General features: G+C 45.3%; 22 protein-coding genes. 11 read left to right on the forward strand and 11 right to left on the reverse strand.

Annotated features, from left to right (window positions below; all coding sequences use genetic code 11):
• Positions 1–115 precede the first annotated feature (115 nt).
• A complete protein-coding gene (locus tag CLV27_RS03190) occupies positions 116–2416 on the forward strand; it encodes a hypothetical protein (RefSeq protein WP_132525753.1) in 2301 nt (766 codons plus the stop codon).
• A gap of 347 nt (positions 2417–2763) precedes the next feature.
• On the opposite strand, the gene CLV27_RS03195 is transcribed toward CLV27_RS03190, so the two are convergent.
• From CLV27_RS03195 to hemC, 6 genes are all read right to left on the reverse strand, one after another.
• Positions 2764–5031, reverse strand: coding sequence for an endonuclease MutS2 (locus tag CLV27_RS03195; protein ID WP_132525755.1), 2268 nt, complete (start codon positions 5029–5031; stop codon positions 2764–2766).
• Between the two features lie 79 nt (positions 5032–5110).
• Entirely contained in the window at positions 5111–5557 is a 447-nt protein-coding gene (locus CLV27_RS03200; RefSeq protein WP_132525757.1) for a GatB/YqeY domain-containing protein, read from the reverse strand.
• A gap of 12 nt (positions 5558–5569) precedes the next feature.
• Positions 5570–5797: a 30S ribosomal protein S21 gene (gene rpsU / locus CLV27_RS03205; protein WP_132525759.1), complete on the reverse strand. Its 228-nt coding sequence runs from the start codon at positions 5795–5797 to the stop codon at positions 5570–5572.
• A 73-nt stretch (positions 5798–5870) separates the two neighbouring features.
• Positions 5871–6869: a porphobilinogen synthase gene (gene hemB / locus CLV27_RS03210; RefSeq protein ID WP_132525761.1), complete on the reverse strand. Its 999-nt coding sequence runs from the start codon at positions 6867–6869 to the stop codon at positions 5871–5873.
• A 10-nt stretch (positions 6870–6879) separates the two neighbouring features.
• Entirely contained in the window at positions 6880–7599 is a 720-nt protein-coding gene (locus CLV27_RS03215; RefSeq protein WP_132525763.1) for a uroporphyrinogen-III synthase, read from the reverse strand.
• The gene (gene hemC, locus CLV27_RS03220) at positions 7596–8531 is read right to left on the reverse strand and encodes a hydroxymethylbilane synthase (protein WP_132525765.1); all 936 of its coding nucleotides are present in this window, start codon (positions 8529–8531) and stop codon (positions 7596–7598) included. Before hemC ends, CLV27_RS03215 begins: the two co-directional genes overlap by 4 nt.
• Positions 8532–8608: 77 nt before the next feature.
• Between hemC and CLV27_RS03225 the strand changes: the two genes are divergently transcribed.
• The 3 genes from CLV27_RS03225 (at position 8609) to CLV27_RS03235 (ending at position 11325) form a co-directional block, all read left to right on the forward strand.
• Entirely contained in the window at positions 8609–9610 is a 1002-nt protein-coding gene (locus CLV27_RS03225) for a glycosyltransferase family 9 protein (protein ID WP_132525767.1), read from the forward strand.
• 57 nt (positions 9611–9667) lie between these two features.
• On the forward strand, positions 9668–10864 hold the full coding sequence (locus tag CLV27_RS03230; RefSeq protein WP_132525769.1) for a methionine adenosyltransferase: 1197 nt from the start codon (positions 9668–9670) through the stop codon (positions 10862–10864).
• Between the two features lie 83 nt (positions 10865–10947).
• A complete protein-coding gene (locus CLV27_RS03235; protein WP_132525771.1) occupies positions 10948–11325 on the forward strand; it encodes a hypothetical protein in 378 nt (125 codons plus the stop codon).
• 4 nt (positions 11326–11329) lie between these two features.
• Here CLV27_RS03235 and CLV27_RS03240 read toward each other — a convergent pair whose 3' ends face one another.
• Together CLV27_RS03240 and CLV27_RS03245 are read right to left on the reverse strand one after the other, a co-directional pair.
• Positions 11330–12367, reverse strand: coding sequence for a KamA family radical SAM protein (locus CLV27_RS03240; RefSeq protein ID WP_132525773.1), 1038 nt, complete (start codon positions 12365–12367; stop codon positions 11330–11332).
• On the reverse strand, positions 12364–13110 hold the full coding sequence (locus tag CLV27_RS03245; protein WP_243644860.1) for a hypothetical protein: 747 nt from the start codon (positions 13108–13110) through the stop codon (positions 12364–12366). Before CLV27_RS03245 ends, CLV27_RS03240 begins: the two co-directional genes overlap by 4 nt.
• A gap of 37 nt (positions 13111–13147) precedes the next feature.
• Here CLV27_RS03245 and CLV27_RS03250 point away from each other — a divergent pair, with 37 nt between their 5' ends.
• The 7 genes from CLV27_RS03250 (at position 13148) to fbp (ending at position 21162) form a co-directional block, all read left to right on the forward strand.
• On the forward strand, positions 13148–13897 hold the full coding sequence (locus tag CLV27_RS03250) for an MBL fold metallo-hydrolase (RefSeq protein WP_132525775.1): 750 nt from the start codon (positions 13148–13150) through the stop codon (positions 13895–13897).
• 25 nt (positions 13898–13922) lie between these two features.
• Entirely contained in the window at positions 13923–14192 is a 270-nt protein-coding gene (locus CLV27_RS03255; RefSeq protein ID WP_132525777.1) for a hypothetical protein, read from the forward strand.
• A gap of 68 nt (positions 14193–14260) precedes the next feature.
• Positions 14261–16858, forward strand: coding sequence for a preprotein translocase subunit SecA (secA, locus tag CLV27_RS03260; RefSeq protein ID WP_132525779.1), 2598 nt, complete (start codon positions 14261–14263; stop codon positions 16856–16858).
• Between the two features lie 33 nt (positions 16859–16891).
• The gene (locus tag CLV27_RS03265; protein ID WP_132525781.1) at positions 16892–17731 is read left to right on the forward strand and encodes a C40 family peptidase; all 840 of its coding nucleotides are present in this window, start codon (positions 16892–16894) and stop codon (positions 17729–17731) included.
• Between the two features lie 17 nt (positions 17732–17748).
• Positions 17749–19191, forward strand: a complete 1443-nt coding sequence (locus tag CLV27_RS03270; RefSeq protein WP_132525783.1) for a DegQ family serine endoprotease — start codon at positions 17749–17751, stop codon at positions 19189–19191.
• A 9-nt stretch (positions 19192–19200) separates the two neighbouring features.
• Complete coding sequence (locus CLV27_RS03275; RefSeq protein WP_132525785.1) at positions 19201–20169, forward strand: sigma-70 family RNA polymerase sigma factor; 969 nt, start codon at positions 19201–19203, stop codon at positions 20167–20169.
• Positions 20170–20229: 60 nt separating this feature from the next.
• Positions 20230–21162: a class 1 fructose-bisphosphatase gene (gene fbp, locus CLV27_RS03280; protein WP_132525787.1), complete on the forward strand. Its 933-nt coding sequence runs from the start codon at positions 20230–20232 to the stop codon at positions 21160–21162.
• 18 nt (positions 21163–21180) lie between these two features.
• On the opposite strand, the gene CLV27_RS03285 is transcribed toward fbp, so the two are convergent.
• Genes CLV27_RS03285 through CLV27_RS03295 form a run of 3 tightly spaced genes read right to left on the reverse strand, consistent with a single transcriptional unit; the run spans position 21181 to position 23368 of the window.
• On the reverse strand, positions 21181–22614 hold the full coding sequence (locus CLV27_RS03285; RefSeq protein ID WP_132525789.1) for an ASKHA domain-containing protein: 1434 nt from the start codon (positions 22612–22614) through the stop codon (positions 21181–21183).
• On the reverse strand, positions 22611–23069 hold the full coding sequence (locus CLV27_RS03290; RefSeq protein WP_132525791.1) for a hypothetical protein: 459 nt from the start codon (positions 23067–23069) through the stop codon (positions 22611–22613). Before CLV27_RS03290 ends, CLV27_RS03285 begins: the two co-directional genes overlap by 4 nt.
• Positions 23066–23368, reverse strand: coding sequence for a nucleotidyltransferase domain-containing protein (locus tag CLV27_RS03295; protein ID WP_132525793.1), 303 nt, complete (start codon positions 23366–23368; stop codon positions 23066–23068). The genes CLV27_RS03290 and CLV27_RS03295 overlap by 4 nt, the downstream gene beginning before the upstream one ends.
• Positions 23369–23376 lie beyond the last annotated feature (8 nt).

Below are 23376 nucleotides of genomic sequence, written 5' to 3' on the forward strand. Positions count from 1 at the left end.
TTTGTAAAACCTGCAAAATCTAAATCTTCTTAATCCTTTTTGGAGTTAGATTGTAACCTGAGTGGTTAGGGAGAGGGTAGGTTATAATATGTTAGAACAGTTTGAATCTTAAGTCATGAAAGCGTGGGGGAGACTTGTAATTTTAGCCATTGCCGTTTCTTCGTGTGGTGGAGGTGGGAGCTCCAACCAACCGTCCAACCCTCCCGTTTCTGCTTACCAGCCAAAAGTAGAAGAGTACACAATTAACGGTCAAACCTACACCCCCGCAGAAAATCCCCAACCCGTTGAAGTCTCTGCCCGTCAAGCCCAAGAAGGAGTAAACGTAGCTGTAGACATCTCTGCCGAAGCACTGAGGCGTTCTCAGCTTGTAATAGTTGCGGGAGTGGATTGCGAGAATGATGGTCAAGCGGAAAGGGAAAGAAACTATCAGGCATCCAACATACACATACAATACGTCTGCCAATACCCTGTTGCAGAAGAAGACCAAACTTACACCCTGCACATTTACGCCTACAACCAAGCAGACCCGAGAAAAAGAGTGGACATATACCAGCCAATAAAGGTTGTAGGCGATAAAAGGCCAAGCCTAAACATAGCGGTAACACCTACCCAAGGGAAGGTTCCTTTTGAAGCCACTGTGCAGGGAATAGCCAATGATGATTATGGAAACTCTAATGGAACATTGGTCTATAAGATAGACGTTGGTAACGACGGAAGCATAGAAAAAGAGGGAGAAACAGCCAAGAATAACGGAACTTTCAGCTATGCTTTTACAGTAGATAAAGCGGGCAAAATTCCTGTAACCGTAAAAGTAAGCGACGGACTGCATGAAGTAGAAAAAATAGTTTATGTGGAGGGTAAAAATAACGTTCCGCCAAAAGTTGAGAGGATAGAGGTTTCCTTGGATAGTCGCTATGTGCCGACAACTGCACACTTAAGAGTTGTTGGTAGCGATGAGGATGGAAGCGTAGAGCAATACGCATGTGATACAAACCTAAACGGGAAAATAGACAGCAATGAGTGGCAAACCTCTGATAGATTTGAGGTTGAGTTACAAAATGCAGGTGCTTATGACGTTGTTTGTGGCGTAAAGGATAACGATGGTGCTATAGCAACAAAAACGGCACACGTAGAAGTCTTTGAAAACCAGCCACCTCAAATTTCCTTAACACCCCAAGAGCAACAAGTCAAAGTTGGCCATCCTGTAGTTTATAGCCTTAGCGGTAGCGATGCAGAAGGAGAGAGCATAAGGTGTGAAATAGACTACAAAAACGACGGCAGTATTGATGAGACAGTTACCTTAGAAAGCGGGAACAGCGAGCAACTCACCTTTACCCCCGAGACAACAGGAGAGTTAGAGACCCGCTACAGATGTGAAGATGACTTTGGCAACGTTGTTGAAGGTTATGCTCCCACTGTAAATGTTGTAGAAAACCAACCTCCAAGAGTTGAAAGCTACACCGAATCCCCTACAAGTGGAACAGAACCAGTAACAACAGAATTTGAAGTTAAAGCTTACGATGAGGATGGAGAGATAGCAAAAATAGGATTTGATTATGACGGCAATGGAGTTGTGGATGACTGGAAAGTTGTTTTAGAGATGGTTGAAGAAAACGGAAAAACACTTTATGTAGCAAGAGGGGAGCACACTTATAATGCAGGAACTTACAGACCAAAGTTTGTTATAGTTGATAACGATAATGCACAAACAGTTGTAGAAGGAGATACCATAATAGTATCTCCATATGTGCCACCAAACCATGCGCCAAGTGTTAGCGTGAGAGTTATTCCTAATGAGGAGCTTAACACTAAGCAATTTTATACAGGAGAAGAGGTAAAAGTTGATGTTGATGTCTCAGACCAAGACGGGGATAGTCTAACAGTTTATGTAGACAAAGACGGAGATGGAACTGCAGACCAAACATTCACCTGTGGTGGCGGAAACTGCCAAAGAGAAGTAACACTCACCTATGAAGAAGCGGGAAACAAAAGAGTGGAAGTCTGGGCAGTTGACAGCAATGGAGCAAATTCAAATGTAGCAAGCGACGAGTTAAGCGTTTATAGGCCATTGAGCGTGGATTTAACACTTTATCCTGGTAGTGTATGGGCAGGTGAAGAGTTTAACAGAAGAGTAACAACAACAGGCGGAATAGGACAGATTACATGTGAGTTATACCATCAGTATACACACATAGGAGATCCTGACTATTCAGAAGATAGATACAATCTAATAAAAACATTTGAACCTCCTCTAGATGAAAATCAGGTTGCATCACCGTCTCCTTTTGATGATGCTAACACATATCATAGCTGGGAAAAAGTTGTTTGTCAAGATGAAAGGACACAGCAGAATCCATCTTTAGAGCAGGGACGAGCAGAAGATGAAGAATTTATGGAAGTTTCAAATCCACTATAGTAGTAAAGCAATATATATCCTCTAAAGAAAAAAATATATTATGAAGAAAAAACATTTATTTTTATTTTTTCTAATTTATTTATTTCAGCTAAGCTATCAGATAAGTTTTCAAGGAAATCCTTCGGATGTATTTTATTATTTAAGCCTAGAAATACCTCAAGAGTGTTTTGCAGAATACGACGATGTTAATCATCTTTCCCGAATTCTCACAAACACAACGCTCAACACACCCCAGATAGCTTTAAGCTCCGCCAATGCAAATGACGTTGAGTGTGCCATTGAGATTAACGGCACTTATTATGATGAAAGCAACCACCGCGATGAAATGTTGTTAGTTTTTAAGAAGTCTATAGTTCTACTATTGTTACTCCATCCCCTCCTTCTTCTATGCTTCCGGAGCGGAAGGATTTTACGTAAGGGGACTCTTTGAGGTATTCTCTGACGAGTCTCTTTAGGATTCCTTCGCCGTGGCCGTGGATTATTTTGACACGTTTTATTCCTAAGATGGAGGCGTCGTCAAGGAACTGCTCTACGGCTCTTAGGGCTTCTTCTCCTCTCATTCCGAGTATTTTTAGCTCCGGGAAGAACCTTTTAGGTTTTGGAGCGTCTATGCCGACGGTTTCCTGTTTTACAGGGGTTTCTTCTACGACCTCAAGCTGGGAGAGTTTTACGTCAACTTTTAGGTTTCCGACTAAAACCTTTGCCAGTTTCCTGTTTTTGTCTATTTCAATGACTTTTCCTTTTCTTCCGGACTTGAGGATTTTTACTGTGTCTCCGACTTTTGCCTCTCTCTTTGGCTTGATTTCGGAGAGGGCTTCTTCTCTGCTCTTTGCAGTTACGATAATCTGTTTTATCTCTTGGCGTACCTTTTGTGAGTGGGCTTTTTTAAAGACTTCCTGACTCTTCCTCTCAAGCTCTTCAATGAAGGAGCGTATTTCTTTAAGAGCTCTCTCCCTTACTTCCCTTTCCTTTTCTTCAAGCTCTCTACGTTTCCTTTCAAGCTCCTCTTTTAGTCTTTCAACTTCTGCTCTCTTCTCGCTGAGGCTCTGGTATTCCTTTTCAAGTATCTTTATTATGTCCTCTGCCAGCCTGTCCTCTGCCGTCATTAGAGAACGGGCGTTTTCTATTACCTCCTCTGGAATTCCGTAGCGTTTTGCTATTACAAAGGCGTAGCTCCTTCCGACTATCCCGTAGGCAAGCTTATAGAGTGGCTTTAGGCTCTTTTCGTCAAAGAGGACTGAAGCTACTTCAAAGTAGTCGTCCTTCCAAGCAAAGAGCTTTACGGGGGTGAAATGGGTTGTAACTATAACCTTTGCCCTTCTGTCTTTTAAGTATTTAAGTATTCCGATGGCAAGGGCAGAACCTTCTATCGGGTCTGTTCCTGCTCCGAGCTCGTCAAGAAGAACTAATGAGTCCTCGTCGGCCTCTCTTAGTATCTCTGCAACGTTCTTTACGTGGGCGCTAAATGTTGAGAGGGACTGTTCAATGCTCTGCTCGTCTCCTATGTCTGCCATCCACTTCTTAAAGAACCTTAGATTACTTCCTTCCTCTGCCGGAATGAGAAATCCCGACTGCGCCATCATAGAGAGGAGTCCTACAGTCTTTAGGGCGACGGTCTTTCCTCCGGTGTTTGGCCCTGTTATGACAAGTCCGTTTTTTAGCTCAATGTCAATGGGGACGACTTCTTTACCCTGAAGGACGAGTAAGGGGTGTCTTGCGTTTTTTAGCTCTACCTTGTTTGTAAACTGGGGCAGAGTGCCCTTTAGTTTTAAGGACATGAGGGCTACGGCTTGACGGGCGTCTATTTCAACTAAAGCCCTGAAGCTACTCTTTAGCTCTACCTTCCTTTCTGCTACAAGACGAGAAATTTCTGAGAGGATTCTTTTTATCTCTTCCTTTTCTTCTGCTTTTAACTCCCTGAGCCTGTTGTTGTCCTCAACTACCGAGGTCGGCTCTACGTAGAGGGTCTGGCCGGAGGAAGAGCGGTCGTGGACGATTCCTGAAAACTTGCTCCTAAAGTGGGGCTTTACCAAGATAACGTAACGGCCGTCCCTTTCTGTGATGATTCTGTCGGGGCAGATTTCCGGGAATCTATTTGTTAGCGACTCAAGCTTCTGCTTTATACGGGCGGTTACAGTTACGATATTTCTTCTGATACTTCTTAGCTTTGGGGAGGCTGTATCTAAGATTTCCCCTGAATCGTCTACGGTTTTTTCAAGCCTTTCTCTTAGCTCTCCAAAGTCGGAAAGCCTTTCTCCAAAGTGTTTTATCCTTTCAAAACGGTTATCAAGGTTGAGGAAGAACTTTTTAAGAACTGATGACTGACGGATAACTTTTAGGATGGCAATTAACTCCTCAACGCTTAAAACGACTCCTTCTGCCGAGAGTTTTTGTAGGGTTGGCGATATGTCTGGAAATCTCTCTAAGGGAATGGTTCTTTCTGAAAGGAGCTTTGTAAAGGCGTCGGTTATCTGAAGGTTTTTTTCAGCAGTTTCTCTGTTTGTAGTCGGGAAAATAGAGAGAACGTAACGCTTTCCGGCTTCACTTTTTGAAAGGTTAGCAGTTGCTTCTAAGAGTTTTGTGAACTCTAACTGGCGTCCCACTCCTTTGAACATTACTATAAATACCCCCTCCAATTACCCAAAGGAGTGGGAACGCCAACAATCCCACTAAAGGGATTATACCAAACCATCTTTAGCCTGAGAGCTCTTCCCTTGCGATTTTGTTAACGAGAGAGCCTTCTGCTCTCCCCTTAACCTTTGGCATAACGTACTGCATTACCTTGCCGAGGTCTTTCGGGGAGGAAGCCCCAACTACCTCTATGGCTTCCCTTACAAGCTCCCTGATTTCCTCTTCGCTTAACTGCTTTGGAAGGTAGGACTCAACAACTGCAAGTTCGGCCTTCTCTTTCTCAACGAGGTCCTGTCTGCCACCCTTTTCGTACATTTCAATGGCTTCGCGCCTCTGCTTGGCGTACTTCATGAGGAGCTGGACGATTTCGTCGTCGGTGAGCTCCCCTCTCTTGTCAATCTCTGCGTTCTTGATGAGGGAATTAATCATTCTGATAGTTGAGAGCTTTACTTTGTCTTTGGCTCTCATTGCCTCTTTCATATCCTGAAGGAGACGCTCCTTAAGTCCCATAACCTCTCCAGATTACTTTTTCTTCTTCTTACCCTTTGGAGGGAGAAGACCACGTTTCTTGAGAGCCTTAATAAGCCTCTTCCTTGCTGCCATAGCCTTTCTCTTTCTCTTCTCGCTTGGCTTCTCGTAGTACTCTCTCCTCTTAATCTCAGTGAGGATACCCTCTTTTTCGCAAAGCTTCTTGAACCTCTTTAGTGCTTTCTCAAACGGCTCTCCCTCACGTACGTAAACTGTTGCCATTAAGCATCGCCTCCTTTTATCTGGTTTTTTTACGCTTGGCTATTATATGCTTTCAGTTAAGTATTAGCAACCTTTATCCCTCCTTTAGCCACTTGGCGGCGTCTTTAGCGTGGTAGGTGAGAATGAGGTCTGCTCCGGCTCTCTTCATTGAGAGGAGGGTTTCTAAAACTACCTTCCTTTCGTCTATCCACCCTTTCATTGCGGCTGCTTTGACCATTGCGTATTCACCGCTAACGTTATAGGCGGCCGTTGGGTATTTAAAGGTTTCTTTTACTCTCCTTATTACGTCCATGTAGGCAAGGGCAGGCTTAACCATTACAATGTCTGCTCCTTCCTGAATGTCTAAGGCAACTTCCCTTAGGGCTTCGTCTGAGTTTGCCGGGTCCATCTGGTAGGAGCGTCTATCTCCAAAGGATGGGGCTGATTCTGCAGCGTCTCTAAATGGGCCGTAGTAGGCTGAGGCGTACTTGGCTGCGTAGGACATTATGGGAATTTCTGTAAATCCGGCCTCGTCTAAGGCTTCCCTTATTGCCTTTATCATTCCGTCCATCATTCCAGAAGGAGCAACCATATCTGCACCGGCTTTAGCGTGGGATACAACCTGCTTCTTTAAGAGCTCTAAGGTTCTATCGTTATCAACGTTGCAGGAATCCCCGTCACACTTTAGGTAGCCACAGTGGCCGTGGGAAGTGTACTCACAGAAACAGACGTCTGTTATTACGTACATGTCGGGATACTCTTTCTTGATTGCCCTTATAGCTCTCTGGATTATTCCCTCATCTGAGAAGGAGTCTGAGCCGAGCTCGTCCTTGTGGGCAGGGATTCCAAAGAGGATAATAGCAGGGATTCCGAGCTCTTTAACCTCTCCTACTTCCTCTATAACCCTATCTATGGAGTAGCGGTACTGGCCGGGCATTGATGGGATTTCCTCTTTTACGCCTTCTCCCTCAACGATGAATAGGGGGTATATGAAGTCGTCAACGCTTAAAACGTTCTCCCTTACCATTCTCCTGATGGTTTCGTTTTTCCTGAGCCTTCTTAAACGGAGCTCTGGAAACTTACCGGTAATCATTGCTCCCTCCTTAATTCGTTTTGAGTTCAGAGATTATCAGCTCTACAATACCGTCTAAGGTGTAGGTAGAAGGGATTTTAAAGACCTTAAAGCCCCTCTTTTCAATTGCCTTTGCCGTTACGTGGCCAATGGGGATTAGTTTTGCCCTTCTAAGGAGCTCCTCTGAGGAGTCTCCAAGGAGTTCTAAGAAAGCTTTAAAGTTTGACGGGCTTGTAAAGGCTAAAACCTCAAATCCATTCTGGATTTCCCTTTGTAACTGCTCCTTACGTGAAGAGTCCGGAACGGTCTCATAGACAAGGAGCTCCTTAACGACTGCTCCCTGCTCACTTAAAAACTCTGAAACAAGTTTCCTTGCCACCTTAGGCCTGACTATTAAAAAGCGTTTCCCTTTTAAGTCTAAGGTTTTTAGGAGCTCAATAACTCCCTCTCCACTAAAGTTTTCAGGAATGAGGGGCTCTATTCCGAGCTCTCTTAACTTTTGGGAGGTGGAGCTCCCAACGGCTATGAACTTGGCATTCTTAAACTCAGAAGGAGAAACCCTTGAAAAGAAGTGTTTAACTCCGTTCTTGCTTGAGATAACTACGAAATCGGGGTTAAACCGGTAGGCCTCTTCCGGCTCAAAAGGTAGAGGAGAGGTCTTTATGAGGGGAAAGGCTGTTACGCTAAATCCAGCTTTTTTAAGTCTTTCCTCCTGCTCTCTTGAAACTTCAGCAGAGATGAAAACCCTCACTTTTCCCCCAAGAGCTCCTTAAGTATCTCCCTTCCTCCGGCAGAGAGGAGTCTTTCTGCAACTTCTGTTCCTACGCGGTCTGCCTCTTCAATGGAGTTTACCCTAAATACGCCCTCTTCCTTGTAGAAGAACTCTCCGTTAAGGTCAGAGATAAAGGCCCTTACGTGAACTTTCCCTTCCTTAACCTCTGCGTAGCACCCGAGGGGAACTTGACAACCACCCTCAACGGTTCTTAAGAAAGCCCTCTCAACTGTTGCGGCAATTTCGGAGCTCTTACAGTTTACAGCTTTCCTTACTATCCTGATGATTTCATCGTCTCCTTCTCTTCCCTCAATTCCTAAAATCCCTTGAGAGACGGAAGGAATCATTTTGTCAACGGGTAGGATTTGGTCTATCTCATTTTCCCAGCCGAGCCTCTTTACGCCTGCTGCTGCCAAGATTATGGCGTCGTACTGTCCCTCCTTTAACTTCCTGATTCTCGTGTCAACGTTTCCCCTTAAGTCCTTTATATTAAGGTCTGGCCTTAAGATTTTTAGCTGAGCCTTCCTCCTTAAGGAGCTCGTTCCGACGGTAGCGCCTTGCGGAAGCGTTTCAAGGGTGTACTTTCCACAGGAGAGGAATGCGTCCCGGGGGTCTTCTCTTTTTGAAAAGGCTATGAGGGTTAATCCATCCGGAAGTTTTGAAGGAACGTCCTTTAAGCTGTGAACGGCTATGTCAACTTCTCCTCTTAGCATTGCCTCTTCAATTTCTTTTGTGAAGAGTCCCTTGTCTCCGATTTTTGCCAGAGGAACGTCAAGGATTTTGTCTCCTTTTGTTGTTATTTTTACGAGCTCTACTTCAACGCCGGGGAACTTTTTCTCTATCTGCTCCTTTACCCACTCGGACTGCCAGAGGGCAAGCTTGCTCTTCCTCGTCCCGATTCGGATTTTCATTTTATCTTTCCTCCAGAACAGAACTTACCTTAAGGAGGAATTATAATCTCACGCCAAAGTTTTTTAGGAGTGGTAGATTGAGAAGAGTTCTCGTTTTTCAGACGGCCTTTTTGGGAGACCTGATACTCGTTTCGCCACTTCTTAAGTCGCTGAAGAGAACTTTTCCGGGTGCAGAGGTCTCCTTAGTTGTTAGGAAGGGCTTTGAGGAGGTTTTTAGGGGAGCTCCCTTCGTTTCACAGATTATTCCCTTTGACAAGAAGGGCGTCTGGAAGTTTTCACGGCTTTTAGCTTCAGGAGACTTTGAACTTGTCGTTTCTCCCCACAGGTCTCACCGCACTTCCCTTATCCTCTGGCTTTCGGGGATTAAAAGGCGAATTGGCTTTGATAAAGCAGGATTTTCCTTCTTTTATACGGATAGAGTGAAGTATAGAATGGGAAAAGGAATTCACGAGATAGACAGAAACCTTGACCTTTTAAGACCCTTAGAGAGGGATTACTCTGTAGTTTACGATAGAGAACCGGAGCTCCCTCTAACCCCTGCTGAAGTTGGAAAAGCCCTGAAAAAGTTTTCCCTTGAAAAGTCCTACGTTGTTCTTGCCCCCGGCTCTGTCTGGAGGACTAAGGCTTGGCTTCCCGAATACTACGCCGAGGTTGCAAATTACTTTAAAGGGAAAGGTTTAACCGTTGTTCTTGTCGGCTCGCCTTCAGATTCTCCCTACTGTAAGCGGGTAGAGGAGCTCTCTGAGGGAGTTATTAACCTCTGCGGGAAAACTTCATTGAGGGAGTTCTTCTCTGTAGTAAAGGGAGCTCTCCTTGTTATTTCTAATGACTCCTCTCCGGTTCACGTGGCAATTTCTGTTGGAACGCCGGTTCTTGAGATTTACGGTGCTACCGTTCCTGAGTTTGGTTTCTTTCCTTATAGGAACGGCCTTTACGTTGAGCTGGAAGACCTTCACTGTCGTCCCTGTGGAATTCACGGAGGGAGAAAGTGTCCAGAGGGACATTTTAAGTGTATGGTTGACCTAAAGCCGGAAGTTGTTATAGAGAAGGCCGAGGAACTTTTGAGTAGTCTCTCATAATTTTCACAATTTGGTGGTATATTTCAGTATCCCAAATCAGTTAGAGGAGGAAGATAAATGAACATACGGGTTACTCCTTTAGACGTTCAGCCGGTCTGGAGCTCCGAGATTGAAATCGTTGAGAGGAAGGGGATTGGGCACCCCGATACTATCTGTGATGCCCTTGCTGAAAGGCTGTCTGCGGAGCTCTGTAAGTTCTACAAGGAGAAGTTTGGATTTGTTCTCCACCACAACGTTGATAAGAACCTCCTCGTAGGTGGAAGGGCTGAGCCAAAGTTTGGTGGAGGAGAAGTTATTGAGTCCATTGAGATATTCCTCTCCGGTAGGGCAATTAAGGAGTACAAAGGAGTAAAAGTTCCTGTTGAGGAAATTGCAGTTGAGAGTGCAAAGGAATGGCTTAAGGAGAACATTCACGCGATAGATCCTGAAAAGCACGTGAAGATATACACCCACATAAGGCCTGGTTCTGTAGACCTCGTTGACATTTACATGAGACAGCTCAAAGAGGGTGTTCCCCTTTCAAACGATACCTCCTTTGGTGTCGGCTACGCTCCCTTTGACGACCTTGAGAACGTTGTCTACCACATAGAGAAGAAGCTCAACGATAAGAAGACTAAGGAAGCTCATCCAGAGATTGGAGAAGACATTAAGGTAATGGGCGTTCGCATAGGGGAGAAAATCAAGATAACAATCGCCTGTGCCTTTGTTGATAGGTTCGTAAAGGACATAAACGACTACGTTGAGAAGAGAGAGAACGTTAGGAATATGGCCTACGAGGTTGCCAAGCAGTTTACAGAGAGGGAAGTTGAAGTTCACATAAACACCGGTGACGACATTGAGAACCAGAACGTCTACATAACCGTTACGGGAACTTCCTCTGAGGCCGGAGACGACGGAGAAGTCGGAAGAGGTAACAGGGTAAACGGCTTAATTACTCCATATAGACCTATGAGCCTTGAAGCTGCTGCCGGTAAGAACCCGATTACACACGTCGGAAAGCTCTACAACATTACAGCTAACGAGATAGCCAAAGCTGTTGTTGAGAGCATTCCTGAAATTGAAGAGGCCTACTGCTACATGGTGAGCCAGATAGGAAAGCCGGTTAACGAACCTTTAGCTGTTGACGTTAAGGTTAGAGCTAAGGAAGAGCCCGCGAAGTTCCAAGAACCCATAGAGAAAATCGTAAAAGAGTGCCTTGCCGGCATGAAAGACACTTGGAAGAGACTCGTTGAAGAGGAGATAACCGTTTACTAATCTATCTCCCTCCCTCGCGGGAGGGAGTTTTGAGTTATAAAATTGTTTAGGTAGGGTAATGTAAATAGGGAGGCTTTCCCCCGATGGGGTACACTTTACCTTTAGAAGTTTATGAAGCCATACGAAAGGTAGTAAAGGATGAAAATGTTGCAAAGGAAGTCATTAAAACTATTGAGAAAAGTCTTGAAGTAATTGAGGAGAAGGCTAAGGAACAGAAGGTTGTGGTTAAAGCCGAGCTAAAAGATGAGTTGAGAAAAGAGCTGATTACAAAAGAGGAGTTTTTCGGAGAAATTGGCAAATTAAGACAGGAAATGGAGACAATAAGACAAGAACTAAAGGGGGAAATAAGGGAGCTTGGAATTTATCTAAAGTTTTTAATTATTCTTCTAATTATCGGTTTTACGTTGTTTAATCCGAACTTCTTTGAGCTTTTAAAACTGGTTGCTGGGATGTTTAAGTAATCTATTATCTATCGTCCATTTTGAAAGTTTTACCGTTAAAGCTTCTAAAGATGTATCTATTTCCTTCCTTCCTATAGCGCTCGGGCATTAGGGGGACTTTTCCGTAGCCGCCGGGGCCGTCAACGGCGTAGTAGGGAATTGCAAGGGGAGAGAGTTTCTTAAAGAGCTCCTCCACTATCTCCAAGCCCTTCGTTATTGTTGTTGAAAAGTGCATTACTCCCTTAACAGGATCGCAGTGAAAGAGATAGTAGGGGCGAACTTTAATCTTTTGGAGCTCCCTAAACAGCTTTTCAAGGATTTCGGGAGAGTCGTTTACTCCCTTTAAGAGAACTGTCTGGTTGTTTACTGGAATTCCGGCCTTTAAAAGGTTTCTAACGGCCAACTTGGCCTCTTCGGTTATCTCGTCCGGGTGGTTAAAGTGGGTGTTCACCCAGACCTTTTCGGCCTCCTCTAATAGTGAAAGGAGCTCCCTCTCAAAGAGCTTTTGAGGGAATACGACGGGAAGCCTCGTTCCTATTCTTATCACTTCAACGTGTTCTATTTCTTTTAGACTGAGTAAGAGTTTCCTTAGTTTTTCAATGGGGAGTATTAAAGGCTCTCCTCCCGATATAAGGACGTCCCTTACCTTTTTGTTCTCCCTCACGTAGCTTACGGCCTTTTCTATCTCATCATCGCTTATGAAAAATGGAGGTTTCTTCCAGTTCCTCTTCCTCATACAGAAACGGCAGAGGACGGGGCAGACGTTTGTCGTGACGATTAGAACCCTATCAGGGTAGCGGTGGGTGAGGAGGGAGGTTTTCTTATCCCTCTCCTCACATAGGGGGTCTTCACTTCCAAAGCGCTGTATGCTGTCGTCAACTTCTTCTAAGGAGGGTAGGAGCATCCTCCTAACGGCTAAGCTTTTTGAGGCTATCCTGAGGTAGTACTCTGTTGACGAAAAAGGGTAAAGGGAGGTAACCTCTTTAAAGGCTTCCTTTTCCCTATCTGAGAGCTCCAGAAACCTTTCTACCTCTTTTAAGGTTTTTATGAACTTCTCACTCAATCAAAGCTCCAGCCGGAAGCGTCAAGTTCTTGGTAGATTGAATCCCTCTGACCGAAGCGGACAAACTTTATGGTGTTTGAGTCCATCTTCAGGTATATAGCCCTGTACTCGCCATAGGGGGAGGTTACCCTTATCCTGTATATGTCGTGCTTGCTGTCTCTCTTTAAGAGCCTTGAGGTTGAGTCAATCCTTGAAAGGGCAGAGATAAAGCTGTCAAAGAGGAAAGGCCTTACGGCGACCTCCTTAACCATGTCCTTCCTGAAGCGCTTAGAAAAGAGGACTTTCAGATTGTTCCTTCCACCTGCAAGCTCAGAGACAGAGCCTAAGGCTACCTCTATGAAGAGCTCCACCCTTGCCTTTGGGACTTCCTTAGATTTTAGGCTTTCTATCTGCTTTTCTTTTTCGGCAAGTTCTCCCTTTAGCTTTGCTACCTCTTCCCTTAGGGAGTCAATACTTCTCTTGTACTCGTCAACCCTTTCAAGCTCTTTCCTCTTCTCTTCAAGGAGCTCCTTCTCCCTTTTTAACACCTCAAGCTGGTTTCTGAGCTCTGCAATCTCTTTAAAGAGCTCCTTTATCTTCCTATCCTTTCCTTTAAGCTTTTCATTTAAGTTCTTTATCTGATTTATGAGGTTTTCCCTGCTCTCTTTCTTGGGGAGTGGACGTTTAACAACTTTCTGCTGGAGCCTCTTGGCTTCTGCCTGCAAGAAATATTCCTCTATATCCCTAAACCCTTTTCTCACCATCGTGCTTTTCTCCTAAGGGGGAGTTAAATTAAAAACCATGGGGCAAGGCCGAATAGAAAATTTAGGTCACTCTTCATTCCTCGTAAAGGTAGGCGGTAGAACCATTCTTACAGACCCCTTCCTTACAGACTCTGCCGGTGGAATAAAGAGGGTAGTTCCTCCTGCAAAACTTCCTGAGGAGCTCTCCCCCGACGTTGTCTTGATCTCCCACGCCCACTACGACCACTTGGATTTAAAGACCTTGAGGAGACTAAAGGGAGAATTTACTGTGGTAACCCCTGAAAGGTGTGCTAAAGTGGTAAAAGGAAGGGAGGTTGTGGAACTGGCCGACTTTGAGTCCACAGAGGTAAAGGGAATAAAAATCCTAAAAGTTCCTGCAAAGCACAACAGGGGGAGGAACATTCTCTACCCAGACACAGGCGTTGGTGGCTTTGTCTTTACGGTAGAAGGTTTAACCTTTTACTTTGCCGGCGATACAGCCTTTTCGCCGGAGCTTTACGCCTTAATAGCCGAGAGGGCTCCAGCGATAGACTTTGCAATGCTTCCTATAGGAGGCTTCATGCCTTTCCCTTTTAGGAGGTTTCACCAAACTCCGGAAGAGGCGTTTAGAGGTTTCTGTCTTTTAAATGCCCGCAACCTTGTCCCTATTCACTTTGGGACTTGGCACCTCATCCCTTTCTACGTGAAGAGGGAGAAAGCCGTTGAAAGGCTTCTTTCCTGTAGCTATATTTGTGGACGGGAAAAGGGAGTTCTGGTTATCAGGCCGGGGGAGTTTTTTGACATTTAACCGCTTTTTTAGTAGTTTTAACCCCATGAAACTGAAAAAGCTATTTCTAGGAATACTTTTTATAACGGCGCTTACCTGCGGTTACCAACCTGAAGATTTTCTATGCCAGTCCGTAACTACCGTTCAGGAGGTAGCCTCTTCAAGCCTTTCCACCTACCGTGTAGTTAATGAAGAGCGAAAGGTAGAAAACTTTAAGCCCTTTCCTGAAAAGGATAAACCGGCCGTTGAGATTGCAGGATTTATCCTGAAGATTGATAACCGCTTTGCATCTTCCCCACCGAGAGCCTCTCCTTAGGTTGCTCTTCCTTTTGCTCTTGTGAGTATTCCTTAAAGCTCAGGAAAAAATCTCTTTGGAGGCAATCCATGTTTAATGCCATATTGACAAAGATATTTGGAAGTAAAAACGAAAGGGAGATAAAGAAGTTAAAGCCAATTGTTGAGAAGATAAACGCTTTAGAGAAGGAATTTGAGAAGAAGAGCAGGGAGGAGCTCCTATCCCTTACGGCAAAGTGGAAGGAAGAGTTCTCAAAGATAGAGGACGACAAGAAAAAGTTTGAATACATGGACAAGATACTGCCAGAGGCCTTTGCGGCCGTTAGGGAGGCAGCGAAGAGAACCCTTGGAATGCGCCACTATGACGTCCAGCTAATCGGTGGGATAGTTCTCCATCAGGGAAAAATCGCCGAGATGAAAACGGGAGAGGGTAAGACTTTAGTCGCTACTCTCCCTGTCTACCTTAACGCCCTTGCCGGAAAAGGTGTTCACGTCGTTACGGTAAACGACTACCTTGCTAAGAGGGACGCCGAGTGGATGGGGCCTGTTTACAACTACCTTGGGCTTACAGTCGGTTACCTTCAGAACCAGATGGAAAAAGAAGAAAGAAAAGAGATGTACTCCCGTGACATCACCTACGGAACTAACTCGGAATTTGGCTTTGACTACCTAAGGGACAACATGGCCTTTACGAAGGATGAGAAAGTTCAGAGGGAGCTCTTTTACGCAATCGTTGACGAGGCCGACTCAATCCTCATAGACGAGGCAAGGACTCCCCTCATCATCTCAGGACCGGCAGAGGAGAACGTAGACATCTACTACATAGCCGACGCGATAGTCAGACAGTTAAAGAAAGATGAACACTTTGAAGTTGACGAAAAGACTAAAACTGCCGTTCTCACAGACGCCGGCATAAGGAGGGTTGAGGAAATCGTTTCTCAGATGACAGGTATAAAGGACTTTAACCTCTACGACCCAAAGTTTTCAGACCTTCTCCACGCAATTATCCAGTCCCTAAGGGCTCACCACCTCTTTAAGAAGGATATTGACTACGTCGTGAAGGACGGGAAAGTTGTAATCGTTGACGAGTTTACAGGACGCTTAATGCCCGGTAGGCGCTGGAGTGACGGTCTCCATCAGGCCGTTGAGGCAAAAGAAGGGGTCAAAATAGAGGCAGAGAACCAGACCCTTGCAACGATTACGCTCCAGAACTACTTCCGCCTCTACAAAAAGCTTGCCGGTATGACTGGAACTGCAGAGACTGAGGCGGCGGAGCTAAAGGAAATTTACGGCTTGGATGTTGTCGTTATCCCAACCAATAAACCGGTTATAAGGATAGACCACCCAGACCTCATATTTAAGACTAAGAAGGCAAAGTTTAACGCCGTTGTAAAGGAGATAGAGAAGAACTACAAAATTGGCCGTCCAGTTCTTGTTGGAACGGGCTCTATTGAGGACTCTGAGTACCTTTCCTACCTCCTTAAGAAGAAGGGGATTCCCCATCAGGTTCTAAACGCCAAGCACCACGAAAGGGAAGCTGAAATTGTCGCTCAGGCCGGAAGGCTTCACGCCGTAACGATTGCTACAAACATGGCCGGCCGCGGAACGGACATTCTCCTTGGAGGAAACCCTGAGTTTCTTACAAAGAAGGAGCTTGAGAGGAAGGGAATAACGCCTGAAAAGGTCGGAGAGGAGGAGTATCAGCGCATCTATAAGGAAACGTTGGAAAAGTTTAAGAAGATAACAGAGGAGGAGAGGAAGAAGGTCGTTGAGCTTGGAGGTCTCTACGTAATCGGAACAGAGAGACACGAGTCCCGAAGGATAGACAACCAGCTAAGGGGTAGGGCTGGAAGGCAGGGAGACCCGGGAGAGTCAAGGTTCTTCCTATCCTTAGAGGATAACCTGTTAAGGCTCTTTGGCTCAGACAGAGTTAAGAGAATGATGGAGATGATGAACATTCCGGAGGACGAGCCAATAACCCACAAGATGGTTACTAAGGCCCTTGAGAATGCCCAGAAGAGAGTTGAACAGCAGAACTTCCAGATAAGGAAGAGACTCCTTGAGTACGATGAGGTTTACAACGTCCAGAGGAAGGTAATCTACGAGCAGAGGAACAAAATCCTTGAAGGTGAGGACTTTAAGGAGGACATTATCGGATTTATGGAGGACGTTGCTTGGGAGATGGTTGACAGCTTTGCACCTGAAAACGTCCTGCCAGACGAGTGGAATTTAAAGGAGTTAAAGAAAACCTTAGAGTCCCGCTTTGGCTTTGAGTTCCCGATTCCTGAAAAGTATGAGGAGCTGATGGAGCTCTCTGTTGAGGGTGCTCACGACGACAGGGAAAAACTTGTAAAGCTCATCCATAACAGGCTCGTTGAAGAGTACGAGAAGATGGAGGAGCTCCTTGGCAAGGGGCAAATGAGGGAAGTTGAAAGGATGATAATGCTTCAGACCCTTGACCACTTCTGGAGACAGCACCTTAGAGCTCTTGACCACATAAAGGAGAGCATAGGCTGGAGAGGTTACGGCCAGAAGGATCCCGTAGTTGAGTTTAAGAAAGAGGCCTTCCAGCTCTTTGAAGAGCTCATTTCCAACATAGAGAACGGTACAGTTGATGGCCTCTTCAACTACTACAGGTTTATCCAGAGCCAGATGGAGGAGGGAAGTAGTGCTATAACTTCCGTGTGATAAAATAGGTTTTGGCTATTGGGGGATAGAAAGGTGAGGCGAGTAGTTTTACTCTTAAGCGTTATCTTGGCCTTCTCTTCTCCGGCCTTTGCAGATATTTACGTTGTGAAAAGGGGTGATTCCCTCTACAAGATAGCTAAGAAGTTCCGCACCACAGTCGCAAGGATAAAGAGGCTTAACGGTCTAAGGAGTAACGTTATAAGGCCCGGTCAAAGGCTGATAGTTCCGGGCAGAAGGTATAAGCCGGTAAAGAGTAGAGAGACGATTCGTTTCCTTGAGAGAAAGTCTGAGCTTACAGCTGCAAGCTCGGCAATAAAGGCCGGAAGTGAGATATACCCGATTACAAGCATCGTCTACGAAGAGGGAGAAAAGCTTGCAGATGCCCTGTCAACTCCCCTTAACGTCCCTTACGACAACTGGAATCTGTCTATCTTGGAAGACCCGGAGTATAAGAGTGCCCTCCTTAAGATACTTGCGAGCCTTTTTAAGGACCTAAAGAACACTCCCTACGTCTTTGGAGGAGGAAATCCTAAAAGGGGCTTGGACTGTTCTTCTTTTACCATGTACGTCTACAGGAAGCTTGGAATTAACCTACCGAGGACAGCAAGGGCTCAGTTTAACGTTGGCGTTCCAGTTAAAAAGGAGGAGCTAAAGGTCGGGGATCTTGTCTTTTTCAGGACCTATGCCCGCTTTCCTTCACACGTCGGGATATACATCGGAAACGGAAAGTTTGTTCACTTCTCTTCTATGTTCCACGGTCTTGCAATATCGTCACTTGACGATAGGTACTTTAAAAAGCGCTATATTGGAGCTAAAAGAGTCCTGAGCGAAAAACTTGTCAAGAAGATACTCTACGCTTGGGATAAAAAATAAAAAAAGGAGGTAGTGCGATGAACACAAGACAGCTTCTAACTGGGATGAGCCTGTTTCTTTACAGCGCTTTTTTCTTAAATCAACCAGCCTACTCAAAAGAGGTAACCCCAAGCTTTCAGGACTACAGGGTTGTTGAGTCCTTGCAGAAAGTTTTTGAGAGCGTTGCGGAAAAAGTTAAGCCAGCCGTTGTTAACATTAGCACCATATCGGAAGTTAAGATAAACCACCCTCCAATTCCTCCTGAGTTTAAAGACTTTTTCTTCCACTTTGGAGTTCCCTTTCCCCAATTTCCGGACAAGTTCAGAACCCGTTCTCTCGGCTCAGGTTTTATCGTCAAGCAGGAGGAAGAGTGGGCTTACATCTTGACGAACAACCACGTCGTTGATAAGGCCACAAAGATAAAGGTGAAGCTTAGCGATGGTTCTGTTTATAGAGCGAAAGTTGTTGGAAAGGACCCCAAAACAGACGTTGCCCTGATAAAGATAAAGGTTGGAAACAAAAAAGTTCCAACTGTTGAGCTTGGAGACTCAGACAGGATAAAAGTGGGAGAGTTCGTAATAGCCATAGGAAACCCTTACGGTTTAAACTGGACGGTAACCCACGGCATCATTTCTGCCAAGGGAAGGCACGGCCTTGGGCTTAACCCGATAGAGAACTTCATTCAAACCGATGCGGCAATTAACCCCGGGAACAGCGGTGGGCCTTTATGCGACATTCACGGCAAAGTTATCGGAATAAACACTGCCATTGTCAGGAACGCTCAGGGGCTTGGTTTTGCCGTTCCGATTAACATAGCTAAGAAGGTTATGAATGACCTTCTAAAGTACGGTAAGGTAATAAGGGGATGGCTCGGCGTCTACATAGAGGACATATCTCCGGAGCTTGCCAAGAAGTTTGGAGTTAAGAAGGGGGTTCTCATAACGAGGGTTATGAAAGATAGTCCTGCTGAAAAGGGAGGTCTCAAGAACGGCGATATCATCGTTGAGTTTAACGGTCAGCCTGTGAAGAACGTTGCTGACCTTCAGCTAAAGGTTATAAATACAAAGCCCGGCGAAATTGTAAAAATAAAGGTTATTAGGGATGGAAGGGAGAAAGTTCTGACTGTTAAAATAGGGCAAATGCCGGGCACAGAGCACCTTGCCCTTGAAGACCTAATTTCTAAATTTGGTTTCTCCGTTCAGGAGTTAACTGAAGACCTTAGAGAGAGGCTTGGCATTCCCCGTTGGGTAAAAGGAGGCGTAATCGTTACGGAAGTTAAGCCGGGCTCACCGGCGGAGGACGCAGGTTTAAGGGAAGGAGATGTTATCGTCAAAGCCGGAACGACTCCGAGAAACTTAAGGAGAGTTAAGAACCTTGACGACCTCCTTGCCGTTATCAGGAATGCGGGAGATTCGGGTATCCTGCTAAAAGTTGTTCGTGGAGAAGGTGTATTCTACGTTGTTCTAAATCAGGAGGAGTAGGAGACGATGATGGAGGATAAAGAGTTTTTCCTTAGAGATGAAGAGAATTTCCCACTTGGGGAGTTTGATTCTCTGGAAGTAGATGAGGTTTCCTCTGAAGTTGACCTTTTTAGCCAGCAGATAGACCCGTCTCTTATAGAGACCTTTGTACCTGATAAGGACTCCCTTGATGCTTTCTTAAAGTCCATTTCAAAGATTCCCCTTCTTACTCGGGAAGAGGAGATAGAACTTGCCAGAAGAGCTAAGGCTGGGGACAAGGAGGCTCTCAAGAAGCTGGTTGAGTCAAACCTGAGGTTCGTTGTCAGCGTTGCAAAGAAGTACCTTGGCTGTGGACTGCCCCTTCACGACCTCATTGCTGAAGGGATTTTAGGGCTGATAGAGGCTGCAAGGCGCTTTGACCCTGATAAGGGAGTTAAGTTTATCTCCTACGCCGTCTGGTGGATAAGGCAGTCCATAATGCAGGCCTTAGCTCAGCAGACGGGAGCTGTAAAGATTCCCGTTAAGCAGGCAGTCCTCGTTAACAAGATTACCCGTTCGTACGGAGAGCTCCTCAAAAAACTCGGTAGAGAGCCGACAACCGAGGAGCTTGCCGAGTACGTTGGAATGGACGCAAAAGAGATAGAGAGACTTCTTACCGTCTGCCAAGTTCCCCTCTCTCTTGACACGCCGATAGGCGACGAGGAGGATACAACTTTTAAGGACTTCCTCAAGGGAGAGGGAACGGCAGAGGTTGAGGAGAAGGTCGTTCAGGAGGAACTGAAGCAGAGCATTCAGGAGATGCTTGAACAGCTTACCCCTCAGGAGAAAAAAATTATCATAATGCGCTTTGGACTTGACGGAAATGAGCCAAAGACCCTGAGGGAGATAGGGGAGCTCCTTGGAATCAGCAGGGAGAGGGTAAGACAGCTTGAAACAAGGGCTAAGAAGAAGATGAAAGAGTATGCACTAAGGAAGAAGTTAAACGTTTTCCTTAACTAATCTTTTGCTCCCCCCTTGTGGGGAGCTTTTAATAAAACCTTAAATAAGGGAGGAGATAAAATGGCTGTTCCTTTTACTGCTTACCTTCTTAGCAAGAAGGGGGAGATTCCACACCTTGACGATGACCTCATAATCCTTTTAAGCGAGATAGCTTCTGCAACTAAAGAGATTGCCGGAAAAGTAAGGAAGGCCGGACTTTTAAACATCCTCGGCAGTGCAGGTAAAGTAAACGTTCAAGGAGAAGAGGTTCAAAAGCTTGACGAGCTTGCAAACGAGATTCTCCTTGAGAGAATTAAAAACTGCGGTAAAGCCTGTGAGATAGCCTCTGAGGAGCTTGAAACAAGTGTTAAGCTTTCTGATTCTGGTTATGCCGTTTCCTTTGACCCCCTTGATGGCTCTTCAAACATTGACGTAAACGTTAGCATCGGAACGATTTTTTCTGTTCATAAAGACAGCGTCTTAAAGCCGGGAAGGGAGCTCCTTTGTGCAGGTTACGTAATTTACGGCCCGAGCACTATGCTCGTAATTTCTCTCGGAAAGGGCGTTGTTGCCTTCACCCTTGATACAGAGTCCGGTAACTACCTCCTCTCCCACCCTGAAGTGAAACTCCCAGAAAAGGGCAAGATTTACTCAATAAACGAGGCAAACAGGGAAAAGTGGACTGAAGAAGGTTTAAGGAAATTCATAGACTACCTTAAGGGAGAGAAGTACACCCTCCGTTACGTCGGCTCAATGGTTGCAGACGTTCACAGGACCCTCTTTAAGGGTGGAGTCTTCATCTACCCAGCAGACAAGAAGAATACGAGTGGAAAGCTAAGACTCCTCTACGAAGCAAGCCCGATGTCCTTCCTCATTGAGCAGGCCGGTGGTATCGGAACAACCGGTAAGGAGAGGATTCTTGACGTAGTTCCCGAGAAACTCCACCAGAGAGTTCCCGTTATCATCGGAAGCAAGTGGGAAGTTGAAAAGTGCCTTGAATTCTTGGGCGGCTAATTCCCCGCCGCCCTTTCTTTAAAGTTCCATTCCTTCTATGTATTTCCTTTCAAAAGTTTTGTTCCCTGCGAGTTCTAAAACTGCGAATTCTTCCTTAAGTTCTTTAAGTCGTTTCCTATATTTTTCTCTTCCGAGCATTAAGCTTGCGCCTTTTAGGGCTGCGTTGCCGATGGGGGTAGGGTCTGGGAGCTCCTCCGGAATCAACCCCACTCCTCTTAAGCTTCTCCTATCAAGGTGTGTTCCGAAAGCGCCACTAAAGAAGAGTTTTTCCGGTACTTTGGTTTCTGAAAGGAGAGCAGAAAGTCCGCCAAAGACAGCTCCTTTTGCAAGTAGGAACTTTCTTATGTCGTCCTGAGTGATGGCTATTAACGTTTCTCCATCATCGTAGAGAACAAAGGCCTTTTGGCCTTCTATCTCCCTTATGTAGCTTGAGAGGAGTGGGTTCTTTACGTTTTCAAAAGTTCCCTCTTTGTTTAGGACTCTAAAGCTCTTTAATAGGTAAATGGCGTCAAAGTAGCCACTCGCGCAGATTCCGATGGGCTTTGTTCCACCAATTGTTAAAAATCTGAAAGCCTTTCCGTCAAAAAAGACCTTGTAAATAGCTCCGGGGAGAGCTCTCATCCCGGAAAATAGTCCAACTCCCTCAAAGGCAGGGCCTGCTGGAACGGATGTAGCAATCTTCCTTTCGCCGTAGATTCCCATTTCTGCGTTTGTTCCAAGGTCTGCAACGGCAAAATCGCCGTTACCACTCTCTTCAAGGAATAAAACGTTTGAGAGGAAGTCTGAACCTATGAAGTTTTTTAGTGGAGGAGGAACGTAGAAGACGGTTTCTGGAGATTCTTCAAGTCCAAGTTCTCTTCCTGTAATTTCTACTTCCTCTGAGAGCTCCAGTTTAAAGGGATACCTTTCAAAACCGGAAACGGGAAGTCCTAAGAGGAAGTGATGAAGAACGGAGTTAGAGACAACGACGGCCTCTTTTACTTTTACGCCGAGCTCTCTTAGCAGAAGATCAAGGGTTTTTAGGAGGAACTCTCTCTCCTTTTCGTAGTTTTCCCTTGCAAGCTCTACCCTTGTTACAACGTCTGCTCCAAAGGCCGACTGAAGGTTGAGAGCTTTTAAGCTCTTTAAAAACTTTCCAGTTGAAAGGTCAAAAAGTGCAACTTCAACGCCCGTTGTCCCAAGGTCAATACTTACGCCGTAGCCTGTCTTTCCAGAATCAACTTCTACGTTTTCAAGCTCTTCTCCCTCTGCTACGAAGTTTTCCTCTCTTAGTTCAACTTCCCCTTTAAAAGGACCAGATATGAGACAGGCAAGCTCCTCTTTCCCGTCTATCCTAACTGAGCACTTTTTGCACGTTCCACGCCCGCCACAGTAGGCGGACTTCATAAAGCCTTTCTCTCTTAAAACCTCATAGAGCGTAAAACCTTCGGGAACTGTGACGGATAGCTTCATCTTTCAGGAAGTCCCCTTTTTGCCAGATACTCTTTGAATTTCTCGTATATCTCTTTAAGTCTTTCAGAAGCCTTTAGAGCTTCTCTTAGGTTGTCTATGAGCTCTTCTTCCTCCCAAGGGTAGGTATGGGTGAGAAGGTTTCTTAGCTCCCTGAGTTTTTTCCACTCCTTGGCATCAAGGAGCTCCAGCTGTTCAAGTCTATTTAAAATGTCAATGAAAGGCTTATTCCTAACTTCTTCTCCAAGAGAGGAGAGGGTTTGAGGGAATAGCTTTTCTCCCATTGAATCCTGCATCTTTGAAAACCTTAAAACGAAGGAGTCTATGGTTTCAACTTTCTCGTTGTCTTTGAGGAAATCGGGGGAGAGCTCCCCCCAAGACTCAATTTTTTCCTTAGCGTATAGAAGTCTCTGCAGGTGTTTGTCTATTTCCCATAGGATAAGCCTTAGGTCTTTCAAATTTCTACCCCTTTCTCTCTTGCTTCAAGACAGATGGGCTTTTGACAGTCCGGGGTAGCGACGATTAGGTCTATCTTCTGCTCTCCAATTCGCTCTTTTAGCTCTACCAGAAATTCAACTTTTTTGGCTGTCACGTTTTTAATCTCGGGTACTTCAACGAAGATATCTATGTCTCCTCCTCTGAGCTCCGCTTTAGTTCTTGAGCCAAAGATAAAGACCCTGCAATTCTCTCCAAATACCTTGGTAGCAACTTCCTTGATTGCTCTGATTTCGGAATCTTCTAACCTTAATTTCTTCACGAAAAGTT

Source organism: Phorcysia thermohydrogeniphila (assembly GCF_004339575.1).
GTDB classification, from domain to species: domain Bacteria; phylum Aquificota; class Aquificia; order Desulfurobacteriales; family Desulfurobacteriaceae; genus Phorcysia; species Phorcysia thermohydrogeniphila.

What these genes read in the sequence shown, in the direction of transcription:
- CLV27_RS03190 (WP_132525753.1), top strand. Translation starts at nt 116, where the DNA reads ATGAAAGCGTGGGGGAGACTTGTAATTTTAGCCATTGCCGTTTCTTCG.
- CLV27_RS03270 (WP_132525783.1), top strand. Translation starts at nt 17,749, where the DNA reads ATGAACACAAGACAGCTTCTAACTGGGATGAGCCTGTTTCTTTACAGC.
- CLV27_RS03230 (WP_132525769.1), top strand. Translation starts at nt 9,668, where the DNA reads ATGAACATACGGGTTACTCCTTTAGACGTTCAGCCGGTCTGGAGCTCC.
- CLV27_RS03285 (WP_132525789.1), bottom strand. Translation starts at nt 22,614, where the DNA reads ATGAAGCTATCCGTCACAGTTCCCGAAGGTTTTACGCTCTATGAGGTT.
- CLV27_RS03235 (WP_132525771.1), top strand. Translation starts at nt 10,948, where the DNA reads ATGGGGTACACTTTACCTTTAGAAGTTTATGAAGCCATACGAAAGGTA.
- CLV27_RS03255 (WP_132525777.1), top strand. Translation starts at nt 13,923, where the DNA reads ATGAAACTGAAAAAGCTATTTCTAGGAATACTTTTTATAACGGCGCTT.
- hemB (WP_132525761.1), bottom strand. Translation starts at nt 6,869, where the DNA reads ATGATTACCGGTAAGTTTCCAGAGCTCCGTTTAAGAAGGCTCAGGAAA.
- rpsU (WP_132525759.1), bottom strand. Translation starts at nt 5,797, where the DNA reads ATGGCAACAGTTTACGTACGTGAGGGAGAGCCGTTTGAGAAAGCACTA.
- fbp (WP_132525787.1), top strand. Translation starts at nt 20,230, where the DNA reads ATGGCTGTTCCTTTTACTGCTTACCTTCTTAGCAAGAAGGGGGAGATT.
- CLV27_RS03195 (WP_132525755.1), bottom strand. Translation starts at nt 5,031, where the DNA reads ATGTTCAAAGGAGTGGGACGCCAGTTAGAGTTCACAAAACTCTTAGAA.
- CLV27_RS03200 (WP_132525757.1), bottom strand. Translation starts at nt 5,557, where the DNA reads ATGGGACTTAAGGAGCGTCTCCTTCAGGATATGAAAGAGGCAATGAGA.
- CLV27_RS03250 (WP_132525775.1), top strand. Translation starts at nt 13,148, where the DNA reads ATGGGGCAAGGCCGAATAGAAAATTTAGGTCACTCTTCATTCCTCGTA.
- secA (WP_132525779.1), top strand. Translation starts at nt 14,261, where the DNA reads ATGTTTAATGCCATATTGACAAAGATATTTGGAAGTAAAAACGAAAGG.
- hemC (WP_132525765.1), bottom strand. Translation starts at nt 8,531, where the DNA reads ATGAAAATCCGAATCGGGACGAGGAAGAGCAAGCTTGCCCTCTGGCAG.
- CLV27_RS03245 (WP_243644860.1), bottom strand. Translation starts at nt 13,110, where the DNA reads ATGGTGAGAAAAGGGTTTAGGGATATAGAGGAATATTTCTTGCAGGCA.
- CLV27_RS03275 (WP_132525785.1), top strand. Translation starts at nt 19,201, where the DNA reads ATGGAGGATAAAGAGTTTTTCCTTAGAGATGAAGAGAATTTCCCACTT.